18 protein-coding genes are annotated in these 16643 nt (G+C 63.4%); 13 read left to right on the top strand and 5 right to left on the bottom strand.

Annotation, left to right across the window (positions count from 1 at the left end):
- Positions 1-57: 57 nt before the first annotated feature.
- A complete protein-coding gene (locus IN820_RS15370) occupies positions 58-1302 on the bottom strand; it encodes an ABC transporter substrate-binding protein (protein ID WP_193681798.1) in 1245 nt (414 codons plus the stop codon).
- A gap of 249 nt (positions 1303-1551) precedes the next feature.
- Here IN820_RS15370 and ung point away from each other — a divergent pair, with 249 nt between their 5' ends.
- Complete coding sequence (ung, locus tag IN820_RS15365) at positions 1552-2247, top strand: uracil-DNA glycosylase (RefSeq protein ID WP_193681797.1); 696 nt, start codon at positions 1552-1554, stop codon at positions 2245-2247.
- Between the two features lie 39 nt (positions 2248-2286).
- Here ung and IN820_RS15360 read toward each other — a convergent pair whose 3' ends face one another.
- The 3 genes from IN820_RS15360 to ygfZ form a co-directional block, all read right to left on the bottom strand.
- The gene (locus IN820_RS15360; RefSeq protein ID WP_193681796.1) at positions 2287-2802 is read right to left on the bottom strand and encodes a DUF4142 domain-containing protein; all 516 of its coding nucleotides are present in this window, start codon (positions 2800-2802) and stop codon (positions 2287-2289) included.
- A 209-nt stretch (positions 2803-3011) separates the two neighbouring features.
- Positions 3012-3848 (bottom strand): HDOD domain-containing protein, encoded by an 837-nt coding sequence (locus IN820_RS15355; RefSeq protein WP_193681795.1) that lies wholly within the window; start codon positions 3846-3848, stop codon positions 3012-3014.
- A gap of 99 nt (positions 3849-3947) precedes the next feature.
- Positions 3948-4895: a CAF17-like 4Fe-4S cluster assembly/insertion protein YgfZ gene (gene ygfZ, locus IN820_RS15350; protein WP_193681794.1), complete on the bottom strand. Its 948-nt coding sequence runs from the start codon at positions 4893-4895 to the stop codon at positions 3948-3950.
- Between the two features lie 148 nt (positions 4896-5043).
- Here ygfZ and IN820_RS15345 point away from each other — a divergent pair, with 148 nt between their 5' ends.
- Positions 5044-5298, top strand: coding sequence for an FAD assembly factor SdhE (locus IN820_RS15345; RefSeq protein WP_003293594.1), 255 nt, complete (start codon positions 5044-5046; stop codon positions 5296-5298).
- Entirely contained in the window at positions 5282-5737 is a 456-nt protein-coding gene (locus tag IN820_RS15340) for a protein YgfX (RefSeq protein ID WP_193681793.1), read from the top strand. Before IN820_RS15345 ends, IN820_RS15340 begins: the two co-directional genes overlap by 17 nt.
- On the opposite strand, the gene nadB is transcribed toward IN820_RS15340, so the two are convergent.
- Positions 5706-7322: an L-aspartate oxidase gene (nadB, locus tag IN820_RS15335; protein ID WP_193681792.1), complete on the bottom strand. Its 1617-nt coding sequence runs from the start codon at positions 7320-7322 to the stop codon at positions 5706-5708. The two genes, IN820_RS15340 and nadB, sit on opposite strands and share 32 nt — an antisense overlap.
- 350 nt (positions 7323-7672) lie before the next feature.
- Here nadB and rpoE point away from each other — a divergent pair, with 350 nt between their 5' ends.
- The 10 genes from rpoE to era all read left to right on the top strand — a co-directional run bounded on the left by rpoE (position 7673) and on the right by era (position 16633).
- Positions 7673-8254 carry an RNA polymerase sigma factor RpoE gene (gene rpoE / locus IN820_RS15330; protein ID WP_102895128.1) on the top strand — a complete coding sequence of 194 codons (582 nt, stop codon included), beginning with the start codon at positions 7673-7675 and terminating at the stop codon, positions 8252-8254.
- Positions 8255-8285: 31 nt separating this feature from the next.
- Positions 8286-8876: an RseA family anti-sigma factor gene (locus tag IN820_RS15325; protein WP_193681791.1), complete on the top strand. Its 591-nt coding sequence runs from the start codon at positions 8286-8288 to the stop codon at positions 8874-8876.
- Positions 8877-8884: 8 nt separating this feature from the next.
- Positions 8885-9829, top strand: coding sequence for a MucB/RseB C-terminal domain-containing protein (locus tag IN820_RS15320; RefSeq protein ID WP_193681790.1), 945 nt, complete (start codon positions 8885-8887; stop codon positions 9827-9829).
- A complete protein-coding gene (locus IN820_RS15315; protein WP_193681789.1) occupies positions 9826-10278 on the top strand; it encodes a SoxR reducing system RseC family protein in 453 nt (150 codons plus the stop codon). Before IN820_RS15320 ends, IN820_RS15315 begins: the two co-directional genes overlap by 4 nt.
- A gap of 34 nt (positions 10279-10312) precedes the next feature.
- Positions 10313-11728 carry a DegQ family serine endoprotease gene (locus IN820_RS15310; protein ID WP_193681788.1) on the top strand — a complete coding sequence of 472 codons (1416 nt, stop codon included), beginning with the start codon at positions 10313-10315 and terminating at the stop codon, positions 11726-11728.
- A 183-nt stretch (positions 11729-11911) separates the two neighbouring features.
- The gene (gene lepA / locus IN820_RS15305; RefSeq protein WP_193681787.1) at positions 11912-13711 is read left to right on the top strand and encodes a translation elongation factor 4; all 1800 of its coding nucleotides are present in this window, start codon (positions 11912-11914) and stop codon (positions 13709-13711) included.
- Between the two features lies 1 nt (position 13712).
- Positions 13713-14567, top strand: a complete 855-nt coding sequence (gene lepB, locus IN820_RS15300; protein WP_193681786.1) for a signal peptidase I — start codon at positions 13713-13715, stop codon at positions 14565-14567.
- 98 nt (positions 14568-14665) lie between these two features.
- Positions 14666-15043 carry a DUF4845 domain-containing protein gene (locus IN820_RS15295; protein ID WP_193681785.1) on the top strand — a complete coding sequence of 126 codons (378 nt, stop codon included), beginning with the start codon at positions 14666-14668 and terminating at the stop codon, positions 15041-15043.
- Positions 15040-15729, top strand: coding sequence for a ribonuclease III (gene rnc, locus IN820_RS15290; protein ID WP_193681784.1), 690 nt, complete (start codon positions 15040-15042; stop codon positions 15727-15729). Before IN820_RS15295 ends, rnc begins: the two co-directional genes overlap by 4 nt.
- On the top strand, positions 15722-16633 hold the full coding sequence (gene era / locus IN820_RS15285; RefSeq protein WP_193681783.1) for a GTPase Era: 912 nt from the start codon (positions 15722-15724) through the stop codon (positions 16631-16633). Before rnc ends, era begins: the two co-directional genes overlap by 8 nt.
- Positions 16634-16643 lie beyond the last annotated feature (10 nt).

Below are 16643 nucleotides of genomic sequence, written 5' to 3'. Positions count from 1 at the left end.
CCGGGAGGCCCGGCCGGGATCGTCGAGCCATGCAGGATGGACGATCCCGCGCTTCTGTCACTGTAGCCTAGTCGGCTGGCCGCCCGAGCGGCGTTCCTCCTGCCATTCGGCCAGCGTGGGAGCCGCCTGTTCACCCGCCAGGCGATGAACGATTTCGAAGTAGTCCTGCTTGAAGCGGTCCTTCAGCACTTCTTCGCGAGGCTTCACGCGCACCGCGTAGACGGTCTGCACGTTCTGGTGGTCGAAGCCGCGCCATTGCTGCTGATTCTTGAGCAGGCTGTAGCTGTGGTTCTCCAGCGCGGCGATCACCTTTTCGCTGTTGATGCTCTTGGCGCGCGCGGCGGCATCGGCCCACTGGTAGACGATGCTGTAGGCCGAGGCGGCGGAGCTGGATGGATGGGTCTGGTAGCGCTCGCCGAAGTTCTTCACGAAGGCCTTGCCGGGCTCGGAGCCTTCGAGATCGGGTACGCGCCAGGTCCAGGGTTCGGTCCCGAGCACGCCGCGCATGATGTCGGGGCCCGCCAGTTCGACCATCGACAGCGTCAGGTTGGGGACCGCGATCTGCATCTTCTTGTTCAGGCCGAGCTCGTCGGCGATGCGCATCGCCCGCACCATGTCTTCGCCGAACAGCACCAGGACCAGAACCTCGGCGTCGCTGGCGGCGGCTTTTTCCAGCGCGGCCCGATAATCGGAGAGGCGGGCACCGGGAAAGGCGGTCCTGACACCCGGGTGCCTGTTCGCGTCGACGGTTCCGGTGGCCTGGCGCAGCGAGCTTTCGCTGGTATGGCCCCAGGTGTAGTCGGAGGTGATGTAGAAGTAGTTCTTGCCCGGCATGTTCTCGTTCAGATACTGGCCCAGCACCCGCGCGCTCATCCAGGCGTTGTTGCACTCGCGGAACATGTAGCGGTGGCCGTCCTTGCCCGTGGTGTCGTTGGAGTAGGTGAGCGTGCCGAAGTACAGCAGGCCACGCTCCTTGGCGCGCTTGCTGGCGGCGATGGCGACGGCGCTGGACACGCCGCCGAAGAGCATGGCCACGCCTTCGTCGGCCATCTTGTCGACGTTGGCCACGGACTTGTCCGGCCGCGAGGCGCTGTTGCGGCTGATCAGTTGCAGCGGTCGCCCCAGGACACCTCCGGCGGCGTTGATTTCGTCGATGGCCAGCAGAGCGCCGCGCATCTGCGCCAGGCCTTCTTCCTTGTAGCTGCCGGTGCGGGGATAGTTGAGGCCGAGCGTAATGGGGTCTGCCGCCTGGGCCGTAAGACAGAACCCCAGCCCTAGCGCCAGAAGGGTGATCCGGTTCATCGCATGTTCCTTGTTATCGCTTTTGTTATTGGTTATTGGCAGTGGGCTTTTTTTACCTTGCGGGCGTGCTTGCGTCACTCTTTATGTGGGCTTGGCGGCAGGTGTCCGCGTCAGTACGTGAGCCAGGTGTGATTATGACTAAAGGAGGATGGCCGTTATTGCGCTGATGCAATGCATGCGCGGCTTCGAGCGTTGACAACGGCAACCAGCTTTTCTAGGGTGCGACGGCTTGGCCGACCGGAAATTCTCATGACTCAAGACGACCGCATCAGACTCGAGGCGGGCTGGAAGGATGCCCTGCGCGAGGAGTTCGACAAGCCCTACATGCAGCAGCTCAGGGCATTCCTGGGTAGCGAGAAGGCGGCCGGCAAGGTCATCTACCCGCCGGGGCCGATGATTTTCAATGCGCTCAATTCGACGCCGCTCGATCAGGTCAAGGTGGTCATTCTCGGGCAGGACCCCTACCACGGCCCGGGGCAGGCCCATGGTCTCTGCTTCTCCGTGCAGCCGGGCGTAGCGCCGCCACCGTCGCTGCAGAACATCTTCAAGGAACTCAAGCGCGACCTGAACCTGGAGATTCCGCGGCATGGCTATCTGCAGCACTGGGCGGAGCAGGGGGTGTTGATGCTCAACACGTCGCTGACCGTGGAGCGGGGCATCGCCGGTTCGCATGCCAATGCCGGGTGGCAACGCTTCACCGATCGGATCATCGAGGTGGTCAGCGAGCGGCGCCCGCATCTGGTGTTCATGCTCTGGGGCGCGCATGCGCAATCCAAGGCGAAGCTGATCGATGCCACTCGGCACCTGATGCTGAAGTCGGTGCACCCGTCACCGCTGTCGGCGCATCGTGGCTTTTTCGGCAATGGTCACTTCAGCCGTGCCAATCAATTCCTCGCGCAGCAGGGGCTGACGCCGATTGACTGGCAGTTGCCGGCAGAGGTGTGACCCGATGCCTCCGGGCGTGGCATCGGGCGCGGGGTGCGATCAGTCGTTTGCGCCGTGCTTGGCTTGCAGCTCCTTGGCATGCTGCAGGTGCTGTTCGAGCTTGGGCAGCGTGGTTTCGGCGTACTGCTTGAGGTCGGGGTTCTCGCCGCTTTCCAGGTACTGGCGGTACAGTTCGATGGTCTGCTCGTGGGCGACGACCTGGTTGTTGGAGTAGGCCTGGTCGAAGTTCTCGCCATCGCGCCACTTGAGGATCATGGCTTTGGCCTTGTCCATCAGGGTCGCTTCATCGGACATTTCCAGATCCTTTTCCTGGGCCAACTGCGCGAGTTGCTGATTGGCCTGGGTGTGGTCATCGATCATCATCTGTGCGAATTGCTTCACATCCTCGGAGGTGCCTTTGTCCAGGGCGATTTTCGCGGTTTCGATTTCGGCAATGCCTTTGGCGGAGGCCTCATCGACAAAGTTTTCCCCTTCTGCAGCCAGGGCCATGTTGGCGGCCAGTCCGAGCAGCAGAGCGAAGGCGCCTGAGAAGATAATCTTGGTTGTTGTAGCCATAGCGTTCTCCTTCATCTACCTGAGGGCTCGTGCCGGCCTGGGGCGCGATGCACGAAGCGCGATGCGGCGAGATTGCCGTCCCTTTCTGTGACTGGAGCGTCGCAGGGGCGGTTCCTCGCTTTCGGGCGAACGGTGGGCTGGTGGCCTGGGTTGGCACTGAACTGACCAGGCAGGCCCCTGGGGCGCTACGGGCGCGCCAGGGGAAAGGCTTACTGGAGCATGGTCATGGCGGCATCCATGGCCGCCGAAAGATCTTCGTCTTCCTGCATCAGCGAGCTCGGGTCCAGGCCCAGCTTGGCGAAGGCCGGTACCTGTCGCCAGTCCAGCTGGGTATAGGGATGGCTGCTGCCGAGATGGCTTTGCAGCGTGGCGACCTGAACGATATCGACGTAGTCGACCGTGGCGGAGTTGCGCTGGAAGTCGGTGTAATGGCCTGCCACCGCAGCGATCGCGTCGGGGAAGTCCCAGGTGCGCAGGATCTTCTCGCCAACCAGCGGATGGATCTTGTCGATGACATGGTTGAGGCTGATGGAGTCGGCGAGCAGTGCGCCGTGCTCTTCGGCATAGGTCAGGATCGGCAGGATGCCGATCTGGTGGACCAGCCCGGCAAGCGTCGCCTGGTCCGGCATCAGCCGGGTGTAATGGCGGCAGAGCACATGGCTGATGGCTGCGACCTCGGTGCTCTTGTTCCAGACTTCGCGCATCTTGCGATCGACGACGTCGGTGGTGGCCTGGAACATCTGTTCCATGGCCAGGCCGGTGGCCAGGTTGCAGGTGTAGTTGATGCCGAGGCGGCTGATCGCCATCTGCAGGTCGTCGATTTCGCGGCTGGTGCGCAGCAGCGGGCTGTTTACCACCTTGATGATGCGCGCGGTGAGGGCCGTGTCGTTGCCGATCACCTTGCTCAGCGCGGGGATGCTGATATCCGGGTCTTCGGTGGCTTCGCGGACCCGCAGCGCCACCTCCGGCAGGGTGGGCAGAACCAGTTCATCGTTCTCGATGGCCAGGGCCAGTTCGCGCTGGACTTTCTCGGCAAGGGTGCTCATGTCATTCCTTTGTGGTGTCGGTCGACATCGCCGGGGGCGGTCGGCCGGTGCATGGTGCGCCGCCCGTGCTGCGCGCCCTGTTGGTATCGGCAGGCTGGCCTATCGCTGGATTTCCCGGTCCGGATCGAGGGCATAGGGCAGCTCGAGCAGGCTCAGCGGCAACCCGTCGGGGGAGCCGAGGAATATCCGGCCGTCGGCGGCGGCATCTTCCTGGAGCACGGCCAGCAGCTCCATGCCGTCGGCGCTGGGGGCCGCCAAAACCACCTCGCCCACGCTCGAGCCATGGACCGGTGAGAACAGTTCCACGCCGGGTGCGGGCAGTTCGTCCGGAGCGCCGTCGCCGGCAAGGCGCTGCAGGCGCCGTTTGAGCTTGCCCAGATACTGCATGCGCGCGACGATTTCCTGTCCGGTGTAGCACCCCTTCTTGAAGCTCACGCCGCCGAGCGCCTGCAGGTTGATCATCTGCGGGATGAACAGCTCGCGGGTGCTGCCGAACACCTGGCCGATACCGGCGCGGACCTGGTCGAGCAGCCAGCGTTGCACAGGGGCCTCGTCCAGTTGCGCACGCAGGCGCGAGCGGACCTGCTCGGCTTCGGCGCTGGGCACCCAGAGTTCGGCGCGCCCATCGGGCAGGCGGATCGCGATCATGCCGTTCGCACGTACCACGCGGTCAGCGACCTGGGGCAGATCCAGCCCCAGGCCGGCCAGCGAGCCATCGCCGCCAGCCAGGCCGAATCGGCACCAGGCCGCGCTTTCGTCACTCGGGCGCGACTTGGAAAACACGGCATATTTGCTCAGGTCGGCCTGTTGCGGCTGCAGCAGTTCGCTGGCCATGGCCAACAGGTAGCCATCGTCGTCCGGCAGAATGCGGAAGCTCGACTGCATGCGGCCCTTGGGCGTGCAGCGCGAGCCCAGGCTGGAGTTGTCGGCGCCGAGGTAGTTGAGGTTGCAGGTCAACTGGCCCTGCAGGAACTTGCTGGCATCCGGGCCGCGTACGGCAAGGACGCCTTCATGCGACAGAACGCAAAAATAAGCAGTGTCGGTCATGATGGGTCGTCGTCAGAATCCGGAGGGCCATCATAGCAGGCCGCGCAAACGGGTTGCGCGAGGCCTGGTTCGCGGTGCGGCGAAAAAACCGACTAGTGAGCGCAGCGCCAGCCGTTATAATGCCGGCCTTCCCCCAAGGAGCCGATGTATGGCCGAGCAATCCGAACTCAATCGCCTGTTCTGGCAGAGCCGTCGCGGCATGCTGGAGCTGGACGTGCTGCTGGTGCCTTTCGTCAAGGAGGTCTATCCCGGCCTGGACGAAGAGGATCAGCGCCGCTACCGCAAGCTGCTGAGTTGCGAGGATCAGGACATGTTCGGCTGGTTCATGCAGCGTGGCGAGCCCGAGGACGAGGATCTGCGCCGCATGGTTCGCATGATCCTCGATCGTGTCCAGCCCAAGTAGGCAACCCTTCGAGTGTCACTGGCGGCCGTCCGGCCTGCTGCTGGCGCTCTACCTCGCCGTTCAGGGGCTGGCCCTGGCGGCCATCGTGCTGTCGCCCGCACCGCTCTGGCTGCGGCTGGCCTGTCTGCTGTTCTGTCTCGTGCATGCCTCGCGCGTGCTTGCCCGTGGCGCCTTGTTGTCGCACCCGGACGCCTGGCGTGGCTTGCGGCACGACGAACGGGGCTGGCAGCTGTGGAGCGAGAAACACGGCTGGCAACCGGTCCAGCTGCTGCCCGAGAGTCTGGCGCTGCCGTTCGTGGTGATCCTGCGTTTCCGCCCGGCGGGGCGGCGTTTCGCGTGCGGCGTGTGTATTGCGCGAGACGCACTGCCGCACGACCAGCATCGGCGGCTGAGGGTGCGGTTGAAGTTCAGTCGCAGTAGGTGGGCGGCAGCAGAATAGTGTCGACGGCCTCCGGCAGCAGCTCCGGGTAGTCGAGGGTGTAGTGCAGGCCGCGGCTCTCCTTGCGCTGCATGGCCGAGCGGATCATCAGGTCGGCCACCAGGGCGAGGTTGCGCAGTTCCAGCAGGTCGCGGCTGACCTTGTAGTTGCTGTAGAACTCGTCGATCTCGCTGAGCAGCAGGCGCACGCGGTGCTGCGCACGCATCAGGCGCTTGCTGGTGCGCACGATGCCGACGTAGTCCCACATGAAGCGCCGCAGTTCGTCCCAGTTGTGCGCGATGATCACGTCTTCGTCGGAATCGGTGACCTGGCTGGCATCCCAGGCGGGCAGTTCCGCCGTCGAGGTGACATGGGGCAGTTCGCGCAACATGTCCTGGGCGGCGGCGCGCCCGTAGACGAAGCATTCCAGCAGCGAGTTGCTGGCCATGCGGTTGGCGCCGTGCAGGCCGGTGAAGCTGGTTTCGCCGATCGCGTAGAGGCCGGGGATGTCGGTCCGCCCGGCCTGGTCGACGAGCACGCCGCCGCAGGTATAGTGCGCCGCTGGCACCACCGGGATCGGCTGGCGGGTGATGTCGATGCCGTATTCCAGGCAGCGCTCGTAAACGGTGGGGAAGTGGTTCTTGATGAAATCGGCGGGTTTGTGGCTGATGTCCAGATAGACGCAGTCGATCCCCAGGCGCTTCATCTCATGGTCGATGGCGCGGGCCACGATGTCACGCGGCGCGAGCTCTTCGCGGGCGTCGAAGCGCGGCATGAAGCGCTCGCCATTGGGCAGCCTGAGTAGTGCGCCTTCGCCGCGCAGGGCCTCGGTAACGAGGAAGCTCTTGGCTTGCGGGTGATACAGGCAGGTCGGATGGAACTGGTTGAATTCGAGGTTGCCCACCCGGCAGCCGGCGCGCCAGGCCATCGCGATGCCGTCACCGCATGCGCTGTCGGGATTGCTGGTATAGAGATAGACCTTGGCCGCACCGCCGGTCGCCAGGACCACGAAGCGGGCCTGGAAGGTTTCCACTTCGCCCGTGCCGCGATTGAGCACGTAGGCGCCGAGGCAGCGCCTGCCCGGCAGGCCGAGCTTGTGCTCGGTGATCAGGTCGACCGCGACGCGCTGCTGCAGCAGCTCGATGTTGCTCCTGCTCTGTGCCTGGGCGAGCAGGGTGTTGAAAATGGCCGCGCCGGTGGCGTCGGCGGCGTGAATGATGCGTCGATGACTATGACCGCCTTCGCGGGTGAGGTGGAATTCGAAACCGCCATCCTCGCGATCGGGGGTGTCGTCGCGGGTGAACGGGACGCCTTGTTCGATCAGCCACTGGATCGCTTCATTGCTGTGTTCGACGGTGAAGCGTACCGCTTCCTCGCGGCACAACCCGCCGCCCGCCACGAGGGTGTCCGCAACGTGGGATTCCACGGTGTCGGTGTCGTCCAGTACCGCTGCGACGCCGCCCTGCGCCCAATAGGTCGAGCCGTTGGACAGGTCGCCCTTGCTGAGCACGGCGATGCGCAGCTCCGCGGGCAGGTTGAGCGCGAGGGTCAGCCCGGCGGCACCGCTGCCGATGACCAGGACGTCGTATCGTTGAACTTGGCTCATGTCGAATTCCGCAGAGAAATCGGGTCCTAGTATATAGAGCAGAGCTCACGTCAAAATAGACAAACGGAAGCTTGTTGCCAGACAAGGGGAACTTTTCTTGCAGGCTGAAGCTCAATAGGCAGTTATGAAGGCAAACCAGCTGGCCATCGCTGATGGGCGGTGCGGGTTTGCTATGGACACCAAGACGGCGTCGTAAGCGGGTCTGGACGACGCTGTAGTGCAATCGCCGTCAGGTATTGCAGGAACGCTTGCTAGGAGGGGGGAGAACTTTTGCGTAAAGCCCGGGTCTATTCTGGCAGGTCGGTTTGCTGGTGTGAGCAACGCCCCTTCAACATCAGGGAGGAGCGTTTATGCTGACCCAGGAGCAGGACCAGCAACTGGTTGAGCGAGTGCAGCGTGGAGACAAGCGGGCCTTCGATCTGCTGGTGATGAAGTACCAGCACAAGATTCTCGGGTTGATCGTGCGATTCGTGCACGACTCCCACGAAGCTCAGGATGTCGCCCAGGAGGCGTTTATCAAGGCCTACCGTGCCCTCGCCAATTTTCGCGGCGACAGCGCGTTCTATACCTGGCTGTACCGCATCGCCATCAATACGGCGAAGAATCATCTGGTGGCGCGTGGCAGGCGTCCCCCGGATAGTGATGTGAGTTCCGAGGATGCCGAGTTCTATGAAGGCGATCACGCCCTCAAGGATATCGAGTCACCGGAGCGAGCGCTGCTCAGGGATGAGATAGAGGATACCGTTCACCGAACCATTCAGCTGTTGCCCGAAGATTTACGTACTGCTCTAACACTGCGTGAATTTGATGGTCTTAGTTATGAAGACATTGCGAGTGTCATGCAGTGTCCGGTGGGCACCGTGCGCTCTCGGATCTTTCGGGCGCGTGAAGCGATAGATAAAGCGTTGCAACCCCTGTTGCATGAATCCTGAGACAGCGGCGACAGCCAAGAGAGGAACCGCCATGAGTCGTGAAGCCCTGCATGAATCGCTGTCCGCGGTGATGGATAACGAAGCGGACGAGTTGGAATTACGTCGTATGCTCGCAGGCGACAACCCTGAACTGCGTGCCACCTGGTCGCGCTATCAGCTCGCCCGTGCCGCCATGCATAAGGAGTTGATCGAGCCGCGTCTGGACATCGCTGCGGCAGTTTCCGCGGCCCTGGCCGATGAGGCCGCGCCCGCGCAGCCACGGCGCTCCGGCTGGAAAGGGCTGGGCCGGCTGGCTGTAGCGGCATCGGTGACTGTCGCTGTACTGGCGGGCGTGCGTCTGTACAATCAGAACGAGGTTGCCGGGCCGCAGCTGGCTCAGCAAGCCGCGCAGCCGAGCATCTCGGTACCGCAAGCCAGTCAGGGGTCGACCGTGCTGGCTGGCTATAGTGAGGGGCAGGCTGAAGTGCCGGCACAAACTGCGGCCGATAGCGCGCCGATCGAACGCTGGCACGAAGAGCGCCTGCCGTCCTATGTTCGTCAACACGCGCAGCAGGCTGCTTTTGGTAGTGGATCGGAGAGCGCGCTGCCTTACGCTCGCGCCGCCAGCATGGAAGAACGTTAGGGAGAAGCATGCGCGTCTTACCGCTGTATGTGGTGTTGGGGGGCTGGCTATCGATGCCGGCCCTTGCTGCTGATGCCGGGGCCTGGATGGATCGCCTCGCGACAGCGGAACAGAAGCAGAGCTACGCAGGGACGTTCGTCTACGAGCGCAATGGTAGCTTTTCCAGTCACGCCGTCTGGCAGCGAGTGGAGGGCGGGCGCGTTCAGGAGCGCCTGCTTCAGCTCGATGGGCCTCCGGCCGAGGTGGTGCGCGTCGATGGGCAGGTGCAATGCGCCACCGACGAGCTCGCAGCTCAGTTCCGTGAAGCCCAGGCATGGCACGGCCAGCGCCTCGATCCGAAAGCACTTTCCGAATGGTATGAATTCCGGGTGATCGGGGATTCCCGCGTCGCCGGCCGTTCCGCGGTGGCACTGGCCGTGACCGCGCGGGATCAGCACCGCTACGGCTTCGAACTGCATCTTGATCGTGATACCGGGCTGCCTCTCAAATCGTTGATGCTCAACGAGAAGGGGCAGTTGCTCGAGCGCTTCCAGTTCACCCGGTTCACGGCCGATCCGGTCGATGAGCAGTTGCTGAAGCCCAGCGCTGTCTGCAAGGACATTGCGGTGGTCGCGCGGGATGCGACACCCGACTCGGCGTGGCATTCGGACTGGCTGCCGCCGGGCTTCGAGTTGCTCGATGCCAATGAGCGGCCCAGCCCCGCTTCGCCGGAGACCGTCGCCTGGCTTTCCTACGGCGATGGGCTGGCCAAGTTCTCGGTGTTCCTCGAGCCTTTGCGCGGTGCGCTGGTCGAGGATGCACGCAGTCAGATGGGACCCACCGTGGCCGTATCCAAGCGCATCAGTACCGCCGATGGGGACGTCATGGTGACCGTGGTCGGCGAGATTCCGCTCGGGACGGCCGAGCGGGTGGCCCTGTCCATGAGGTACGGCGCGGAACAGGCGCAAGAATGATCGAAGAGCCGGGGCGCGTGGTCGCGCTGGAGGCGGGCGCGGTATGGGTCGAAACCCGGCGCAAGAGCACCTGCTCCGGTTGTTCCGCGAAGAGCGGTTGCGGCCAGGGGCTGATGGATACCCTGGGTGTTCGTGAGCAGCGTGGGCTGATTCGAGCGGTTTCCGATCTCAATCTGCAAGTCGGCGATTCCGTCATCGTTGGAATCCGCGAGGACGTATTGCTGCGCGGTGCCGTCCTTGTCTATCTTCTTCCCCTGGTCATGCTGATGGCGGCTGCGCTGCTTGCCGCCCAGTTCTCGGCGCGCGAGCCGATCGTCATTCTGGCAGGGCTGGGAGGTTTCTTTGCTTCCTGGCTGGTCGTGCGCCTGCGAAGCCGGCATGTGACGGATGATCCGAATCTGCAGCCGGTCGTTCTGCGCGCCATGCTCGTGGGGCCCGCGAGCCCCTGAGTTTCTTGTTTCTTCAGTGGGGAGACGTGTCGTCATGTTCAATCGAAATAGCTGCTTTGCCTTTGTGGCGGGCTTGGCATTACTCGGGCAGGCCTTGGTCGCGCAAGCAGCTTTGCCTGATTTCACGCCGCTGGTGGAAGACGCCTCGCCAGCGGTGGTCAATATCAGTACCAAGCAGAAGGTGCCGGCGCGTGGCGCCACCACGCAGATTCCCGAGCTCGAGGGGCTGCCGCCGATCTTTCGCGAATTCTTCGAGCGCGGCATTCCGCAGATTCCCGGCGCTCCGGGGCGTGGGCAGCAGCGCGAGGCGCAATCCCTTGGCTCGGGATTCATCATTTCCGATGACGGTTACGTGCTGACCAACAACCATGTGGTTGCCGGTGCCGACGAGATCATCGTGCGTCTGCCCGATCGCAGCGAGCTGAGCGCGACGCTGGTGGGTGCCGACCCGCGCACTGACGTCGCCGTATTGAAGGTCGAAGGCAAGGGGCTGCCGACCGTGAAGCTGGGCAACTCCGATGCGCTGAAGGTCGGCGAGTGGGTGCTGGCGATCGGTTCGCCGTTCGGCTTCGACCATACCGTCACCGCCGGCATCGTCAGTGCGACCGGGCGCAGCCTGCCCAACGAAAGCTACGTTCCGTTCATCCAGACCGACGTGGCGATCAACCCGGGCAACTCGGGTGGGCCGCTGTTCAACCTCGAGGGCGAGGTGGTGGGCATCAACTCGCAGATCTTCACCCGTTCCGGTGGCTTCATGGGGCTGTCGTTCGCCATTCCGATCGATGTGGCGATGGATGTCGCCAACCAGCTGCGCACCGACGGCAAGGTCAATCGCGGCTGGCTCGGCGTGGTGATCCAGGAAGTGAACAAGGATCTGGCCGAGTCCTTCGGCCTCGAGCGGCCCGCCGGGGCGCTGGTCGCCCAGACGATGGACGGTGGTCCTGCAGCCAGGAGCGGACTGCGTGTCGGCGACGTGATTCTCAGCCTCAATGGCAAGCCGATCGTCATGTCCGCCGATCTGCCGCACTTGGTCGGCGCGTTGAAGCCGGGCAGCACGGCCAAGATGGAAGTGGTGCGTGACGGCGATCGCAAGATGCTCGACGTCCAGATCGGCGCCATGCCGGAAGAGGGCGACGCTGTGGCGGCCTCCGGTGGCGGCCAGGAGCGCAGCGACAATCGCCTGGGCGTCAAGGTCACCGAGCTGACCGAGGAACAGAAGAGGAGCCTCGATCTGCCGGGTGGCGTGGTCATCACCGAAATCCTCAACGGGCCTGCCGCGATGATCGGTCTGCGTCCGGGGGATGTGATCACCCATCTGAACAATCAGGCGATCAACTCGGCGGCCACGTTCAGTCGGGTGGCGGAACAGCTGCCGAAGAATCGCTCGGTGTCGATGCGCGTATTGCGTCAGGGGCGTGCCAGCTTCATCACCTTCAAGCTGGCCGAGTGATCCAGCCGAAATGAAGGAGGGCGGTTCATACCGCCCTCCTTCGTTTCGGGCGCCCGTTCTTCGGTCGGCGTTGCGCTCGCAATGCGCGGGCAGCTTGCGCGTGGCGCTCCAAGGGCTGATCAGTTACACTTCCCGGCTATTTTCGGCGGGCAATCGGTCCGCGTCTTTTCCGAGTGTTGAGCTGTGAGTGACCTGAGTCATATCCGCAATTTTTCCATCATCGCCCATATCGATCACGGCAAGTCGACCCTGGCGGACCGCTTCATCCAGATGTGCGGCGGCCTCTCCGAGCGCGAAATGGAGGCGCAGGTGCTGGATTCGATGGATCTGGAGCGCGAGCGCGGCATCACCATCAAGGCCCACAGCGTCACCCTGCACTACAAGGCGCAGGACGGGAAAACCTACCAGCTGAACTTCATCGATACGCCCGGGCACGTCGACTTCACCTATGAAGTCAGCCGCTCGCTGGCCGCCTGCGAAGGCGCCTTGCTGGTGGTCGACGCCGGCCAGGGTGTCGAGGCACAGTCGGTCGCCAACTGCTATACCGCCATCGAGCAGGGCCTCGAGGTCATGCCGGTGCTGAACAAGATGGACCTGCCCCAGGCGGAGCCGGAGCGGGTCAAGGACGAAATCGAGCACATCATCGGCATCGATGCCACCGACGCGGTCGCCTGCAGCGCCAAGAGCGGCATGGGTGTGGTCGACGTGCTGGAGCGCCTGGTGCAGGTCATTCCGCCGCCCCAGGGCGAGATCGACGCGCCGCTGCAGGCGCTCATCATCGATTCCTGGTTCGACAACTATCTTGGCGTGGTGTCCCTGGTGCGCGTGCGTCACGGCCGCATCAAGAAGGGCGACAAGGTATTGGTGAAGTCCACCGGCAAGGTCCACCAGGTGGACAGCGTCGGCGTCTTCACGCCCAAGCACACCACCACCGCCGACCTCAAGGCGGGCGAGGTGGGTTTCATCATCGCCGGCATCAAGGACATCCATGGCGCCCCGGTGGGCGACACCCTGACGCTGTCCAGCACGCCCGACGTGGAGATGCTGCCGGGCTTCCAGCGCATCAAGCCGCAGGTGTACGCCGGGTTGTTCCCGGTCAGTTCCGACGACTTCGAGGACTTCCGCGAAGCCCTGCAGAAGCTCACGCTCAACGATGCAGCGCTGCAGTACGAGCCGGAAAGCTCCGAGGCCCTGGGTTTCGGCTTCCGCATCGGCTTCCTCGGCATGCTGCACATGGAGATCATCCAGGAGCGCCTGGAGCGCGAATACAACCTGGACCTGATCACCACGGCGCCCACCGTGGTCTACGAGCTGCTGCTGAAGAACGGCGAGACCCTCTACGTCGACAACCCGTCGCGGCTGCCCGACCTGTCCTCCATCGACGACATGCGCGAGCCCATCGTGCAGGCCAACATCCTGGTGCCGCAGGATCACCTGGGCAACGTCATTACCCTGTGCATCGAGAAGCGTGGCGTGCAACGCGACATGCAGTTCCTCGGTTCGCAGGTGCAGGTGCGCTACGACCTGCCGATGAGCGAGGTGGTACTGGACTTCTTCGACCGGCTGAAATCGGTGAGCCGTGGCTACGCCTCGCTGGACTACAGCTTCGAGCGCTTCCAGTCGGCCAATCTGGTCAGGCTGGACGTGCTGATCAACGGCGAGAAGGTCGATGCCCTGGCATTGATCGTGCATCGCGACAATGCCCACTACAAGGGGCGCCAGTTGACCGAGAAGATGAAAGAGCTGATTCCACGGCAGATGTTCGACGTGGCGATCCAGGCGGCCATCGGTGGGCAGATCGTGGCCCGCACCACCGTCAAGGCGCTGCGCAAGAACGTTCTGGCGAAATGTTACGGCGGCGACATCAGCCGCAAACGCAAGCTGCTGGAGAAGCAGAAGGCCGGCAAGAAGCGCATGAAGCAGGTCGGCAGCGTGGAAATCCCGCAAGAGGCGTTCCTCGCGGTGTTGAAGGTAGATAGCTGATATGTCGATCAATTTCCCGTTGTTGCTGGTCATCGCCGTCGCCGTCTGCGGCCTGTTGGCACTGAGCGACCTGTTGTTCTTCGCCCCCCGCCGGCGGGCTGCCATCGCCAACTACGCAGGGCGCGCCGGGGAAATCGATCCCTCGACGCTGGAGGCGCTGAACAAGGAGCCGCTGCTGATCGAGTACGGCAAGTCGTTCTTCCCGGTGCTGGCGATCGTGCTGGTGCTGCGCTCGTTTCTGGTCGAACCGTTCCAGATCCCGTCCGGCTCGATGCTTCCCACCCTCGAAGTGGGGGATTTCATCCTGGTGAACAAGTTCGCCTACGGCATCCGTCTGCCGGTGGTGGATAGCAAGGTGATCGAGGTCAGCGATCCGAAGCGTGGCGATGTCATGGTGTTCCGCTACCCCAACGAGCCGAGCATCAACTACATCAAGCGGGTCGTCGGTCTGCCGGGCGACACCGTTCGCTACAGCAGCGACCGGCGCCTGTACATCAACGACCAGTTGGTGGCCGAAACCCTGGTCGGCGAGGAGCCGGGCAGCCTGGGCAGCGCCGTGCTCTACCAGGAGAAGCTGGGTGAGGTGGAGCACCAGATCCGCAAGGAAATGGGCCGCTACCGGATCGAGCCGAGCCGACAGTGGAGCGTGCCGGCCGGCCACTACTTCATGATGGGCGACAACCGCGACAACTCCAACGACAGCCGTTACTGGCAGAGCGAGACGATTCCGGCCGAGCTCGCCGGGATGGTCCCGGACCGCAATATCGTCGGCAAGGCCTTCGCCGTCTGGATGAGCTGGCCCGATCCGAAGCTGGGCAACCTGCCGAACTTCTCCCGGGTGGGCCTGATTCACTGAAAGCTGTGAATTGCGAATTGCGGCCCTGTTCGTTCGGGCGGGCTCGCTATATTGGGTCTGCCCCGATCGGTGGGTATCGTAACGACATAGAGGTCGACATGAGTTTTGCGCGTTCGCAAAAAGGGCTGTCCATGCTGAGCTGGGTCCTGGTGCTGGCAATCGTGGCGTTCTTTGCCAGTACCGGATTCAAGATGTTCCCGCATTACTTCGACTACATGTCCATGGACAAGATCATCAAGTCCGTGGAAACCGACGAAACGCTGGAGATTCGCAGCGTGGGAGAGTTCTATAGTCATGTCAGCAAGGGGATGCAGGTCAACGGCATCCAGGATATCGATCTCAAGAAAGCGCTGAAGATCGAAGTCCAGAACAATGAATTCAGAGCCCACCTGAAATACGAAAAACGCGAGCCGCTGATCCGCAATCTCGATCTGGTGGCGAACTTCGATAAAGAATATCGCCTAAGGATGCCGTGAGCACTTCGTTAGCCCGACTCGAGCGCAGGCTCGGTTACCAATTCAAGGACCAGGAGCTGATGCTGCTGGCCCTGACCCATCGCAGCTATGCCGGACGCAACAACGAGCGTTTGGAGTTTCTCGGCGACGCGATCCTCAATTTCGTCGCTGGCGAGGCGCTGTTCAACCACTTTCCCCAGGCCCGCGAGGGGCAGCTGTCGCGTCTGCGCGCACGGCTGGTGAAGGGCGAGACGCTGGCGGTGCTGGCGCGTGGTTTCGAGCTCGGCGAGCATCTGCGGCTGGGCTCAGGGGAGCTCAAGAGCGGCGGCTTCCGCCGTGAATCCATTCTCGCCGACTCCCTCGAGGCGCTGATCGGCGCCATCTACCTCGATGCCGGCATGGAAACCGCGCGCGACCGCGTGCTCGCCTGGCTGGCCAACGAACTGCAGGGCCTGACCCTGGTCGACACCAACAAGGACCCCAAGACCCGCCTGCAGGAATTCCTGCAATCGCGGGCCTGCGAGCTGCCGCGCTACGAAGTGGTGGACATCCAGGGCGAGCCGCACTGCCGGACATTCTTCGTCGAATGCCAGGTAGCGCTGCTGAACGAGAAAACGCACGGGCAGGGCGCCAGCCGCCGCATTGCCGAACAGGTTGCCGCGGCGGCCGCATTGATCGCCCTGGGCGTGGAGAACGGAAATGACTGACGAGCACGCACAGCAAGAGGACATCAGCCGCTGTGGCTACGTCGCTATCGTCGGTCGGCCCAACGTCGGCAAGTCGACGCTGCTCAACCACATCCTCGGGCAGAAGCTGGCGATCACCTCGCGCAAGCCACAGACCACCCGCCACAACATGCTCGGCATCAAGACCGAAGGCAATGTGCAGGCGGTCTACGTCGACACCCCGGGGCTGCACAAGAATGGCGAGACGGCGCTCAACCGTTACATGAACCGTACCGCCGCCTCGGCGCTGAAGGACGTCGACGTGGTGATCTTCGTCGTCGACCGCACCCGCTGGACCGACGAGGACCAGGCGGTGCTCGAGCGCGTGCAATACGTCCAGGGCCCGCTGATCGTCGCGGTGAACAAGACCGATCGCATCGAGGACAAGGCCGAGCTGCTGCCGCATCTGCGCTGGCTGGCCGAGCAACTGCCGAATGCCGAGATCGTGCCGATTTCCGCCCAGCATGGGCAGAACCTCGAGACGCTGGAAAATCTGGTGGCCGAGCGCCTGCCCGAAGGCGAGCATTTCTTTCCCGAAGACCAGATCACCGACCGCAGCAGCCGCTTCCTCGCCGCCGAACTGGTGCGCGAGAAGATCATGCGCCAGCTCGGCGCGGAAGTGCCGTACCAGATCACCGTGGAGATCGAGGACTTCAAGCAGGAAGGCCGCGTGCTGCACATCCATGCGCTGATCCTGGTCGAGCGCGACGGCCAGAAGAAAATCATCATCGGCGACAAGGGCGAGCGCATCAAGCGCATCGGCCAGGAAGCGCGCAAGGACATGGAGGTGCTGTTCGACTCCAAGGTCATGCTCAACCTCTGGGTCAAGGTCAAGGGCGGCTGGTCCGACGACGAGCGCGCGCTGCATTCGCTGGGCTATCAGTAATGAGCCGCAA

The sequence above is a fragment of the Pseudomonas lopnurensis genome, assembly GCF_015070855.1.
In the GTDB taxonomy this organism is placed as follows: domain Bacteria; phylum Pseudomonadota; class Gammaproteobacteria; order Pseudomonadales; family Pseudomonadaceae; genus Stutzerimonas; species Stutzerimonas lopnurensis.
Note: the sequence above shows the minus strand (reverse complement) of the source record. Positions and strands in the feature narration are given on the sequence as shown.

What these genes read in the sequence shown, in the direction of transcription:
- IN820_RS15325 (WP_193681791.1), top strand. Translation starts at nt 8,286, where the DNA reads ATGAGTCGTGAAGCCCTGCATGAATCGCTGTCCGCGGTGATGGATAAC.
- IN820_RS15345 (WP_003293594.1), top strand. Translation starts at nt 5,044, where the DNA reads ATGGCCGAGCAATCCGAACTCAATCGCCTGTTCTGGCAGAGCCGTCGC.
- ung (WP_193681797.1), top strand. Translation starts at nt 1,552, where the DNA reads ATGACTCAAGACGACCGCATCAGACTCGAGGCGGGCTGGAAGGATGCC.
- IN820_RS15315 (WP_193681789.1), top strand. Translation starts at nt 9,826, where the DNA reads ATGATCGAAGAGCCGGGGCGCGTGGTCGCGCTGGAGGCGGGCGCGGTA.
- era (WP_193681783.1), top strand. Translation starts at nt 15,722, where the DNA reads ATGACTGACGAGCACGCACAGCAAGAGGACATCAGCCGCTGTGGCTAC.
- rpoE (WP_102895128.1), top strand. Translation starts at nt 7,673, where the DNA reads ATGCTGACCCAGGAGCAGGACCAGCAACTGGTTGAGCGAGTGCAGCGT.
- IN820_RS15320 (WP_193681790.1), top strand. Translation starts at nt 8,885, where the DNA reads ATGCGCGTCTTACCGCTGTATGTGGTGTTGGGGGGCTGGCTATCGATG.
- nadB (WP_193681792.1), bottom strand. Translation starts at nt 7,322, where the DNA reads ATGAGCCAAGTTCAACGATACGACGTCCTGGTCATCGGCAGCGGTGCC.
- ygfZ (WP_193681794.1), bottom strand. Translation starts at nt 4,895, where the DNA reads ATGACCGACACTGCTTATTTTTGCGTTCTGTCGCATGAAGGCGTCCTT.
- IN820_RS15310 (WP_193681788.1), top strand. Translation starts at nt 10,313, where the DNA reads ATGTTCAATCGAAATAGCTGCTTTGCCTTTGTGGCGGGCTTGGCATTA.
- IN820_RS15370 (WP_193681798.1), bottom strand. Translation starts at nt 1,302, where the DNA reads ATGAACCGGATCACCCTTCTGGCGCTAGGGCTGGGGTTCTGTCTTACG.
- IN820_RS15295 (WP_193681785.1), top strand. Translation starts at nt 14,666, where the DNA reads ATGAGTTTTGCGCGTTCGCAAAAAGGGCTGTCCATGCTGAGCTGGGTC.
- IN820_RS15355 (WP_193681795.1), bottom strand. Translation starts at nt 3,848, where the DNA reads ATGAGCACCCTTGCCGAGAAAGTCCAGCGCGAACTGGCCCTGGCCATC.
- IN820_RS15360 (WP_193681796.1), bottom strand. Translation starts at nt 2,802, where the DNA reads ATGGCTACAACAACCAAGATTATCTTCTCAGGCGCCTTCGCTCTGCTG.
- lepB (WP_193681786.1), top strand. Translation starts at nt 13,713, where the DNA reads ATGTCGATCAATTTCCCGTTGTTGCTGGTCATCGCCGTCGCCGTCTGC.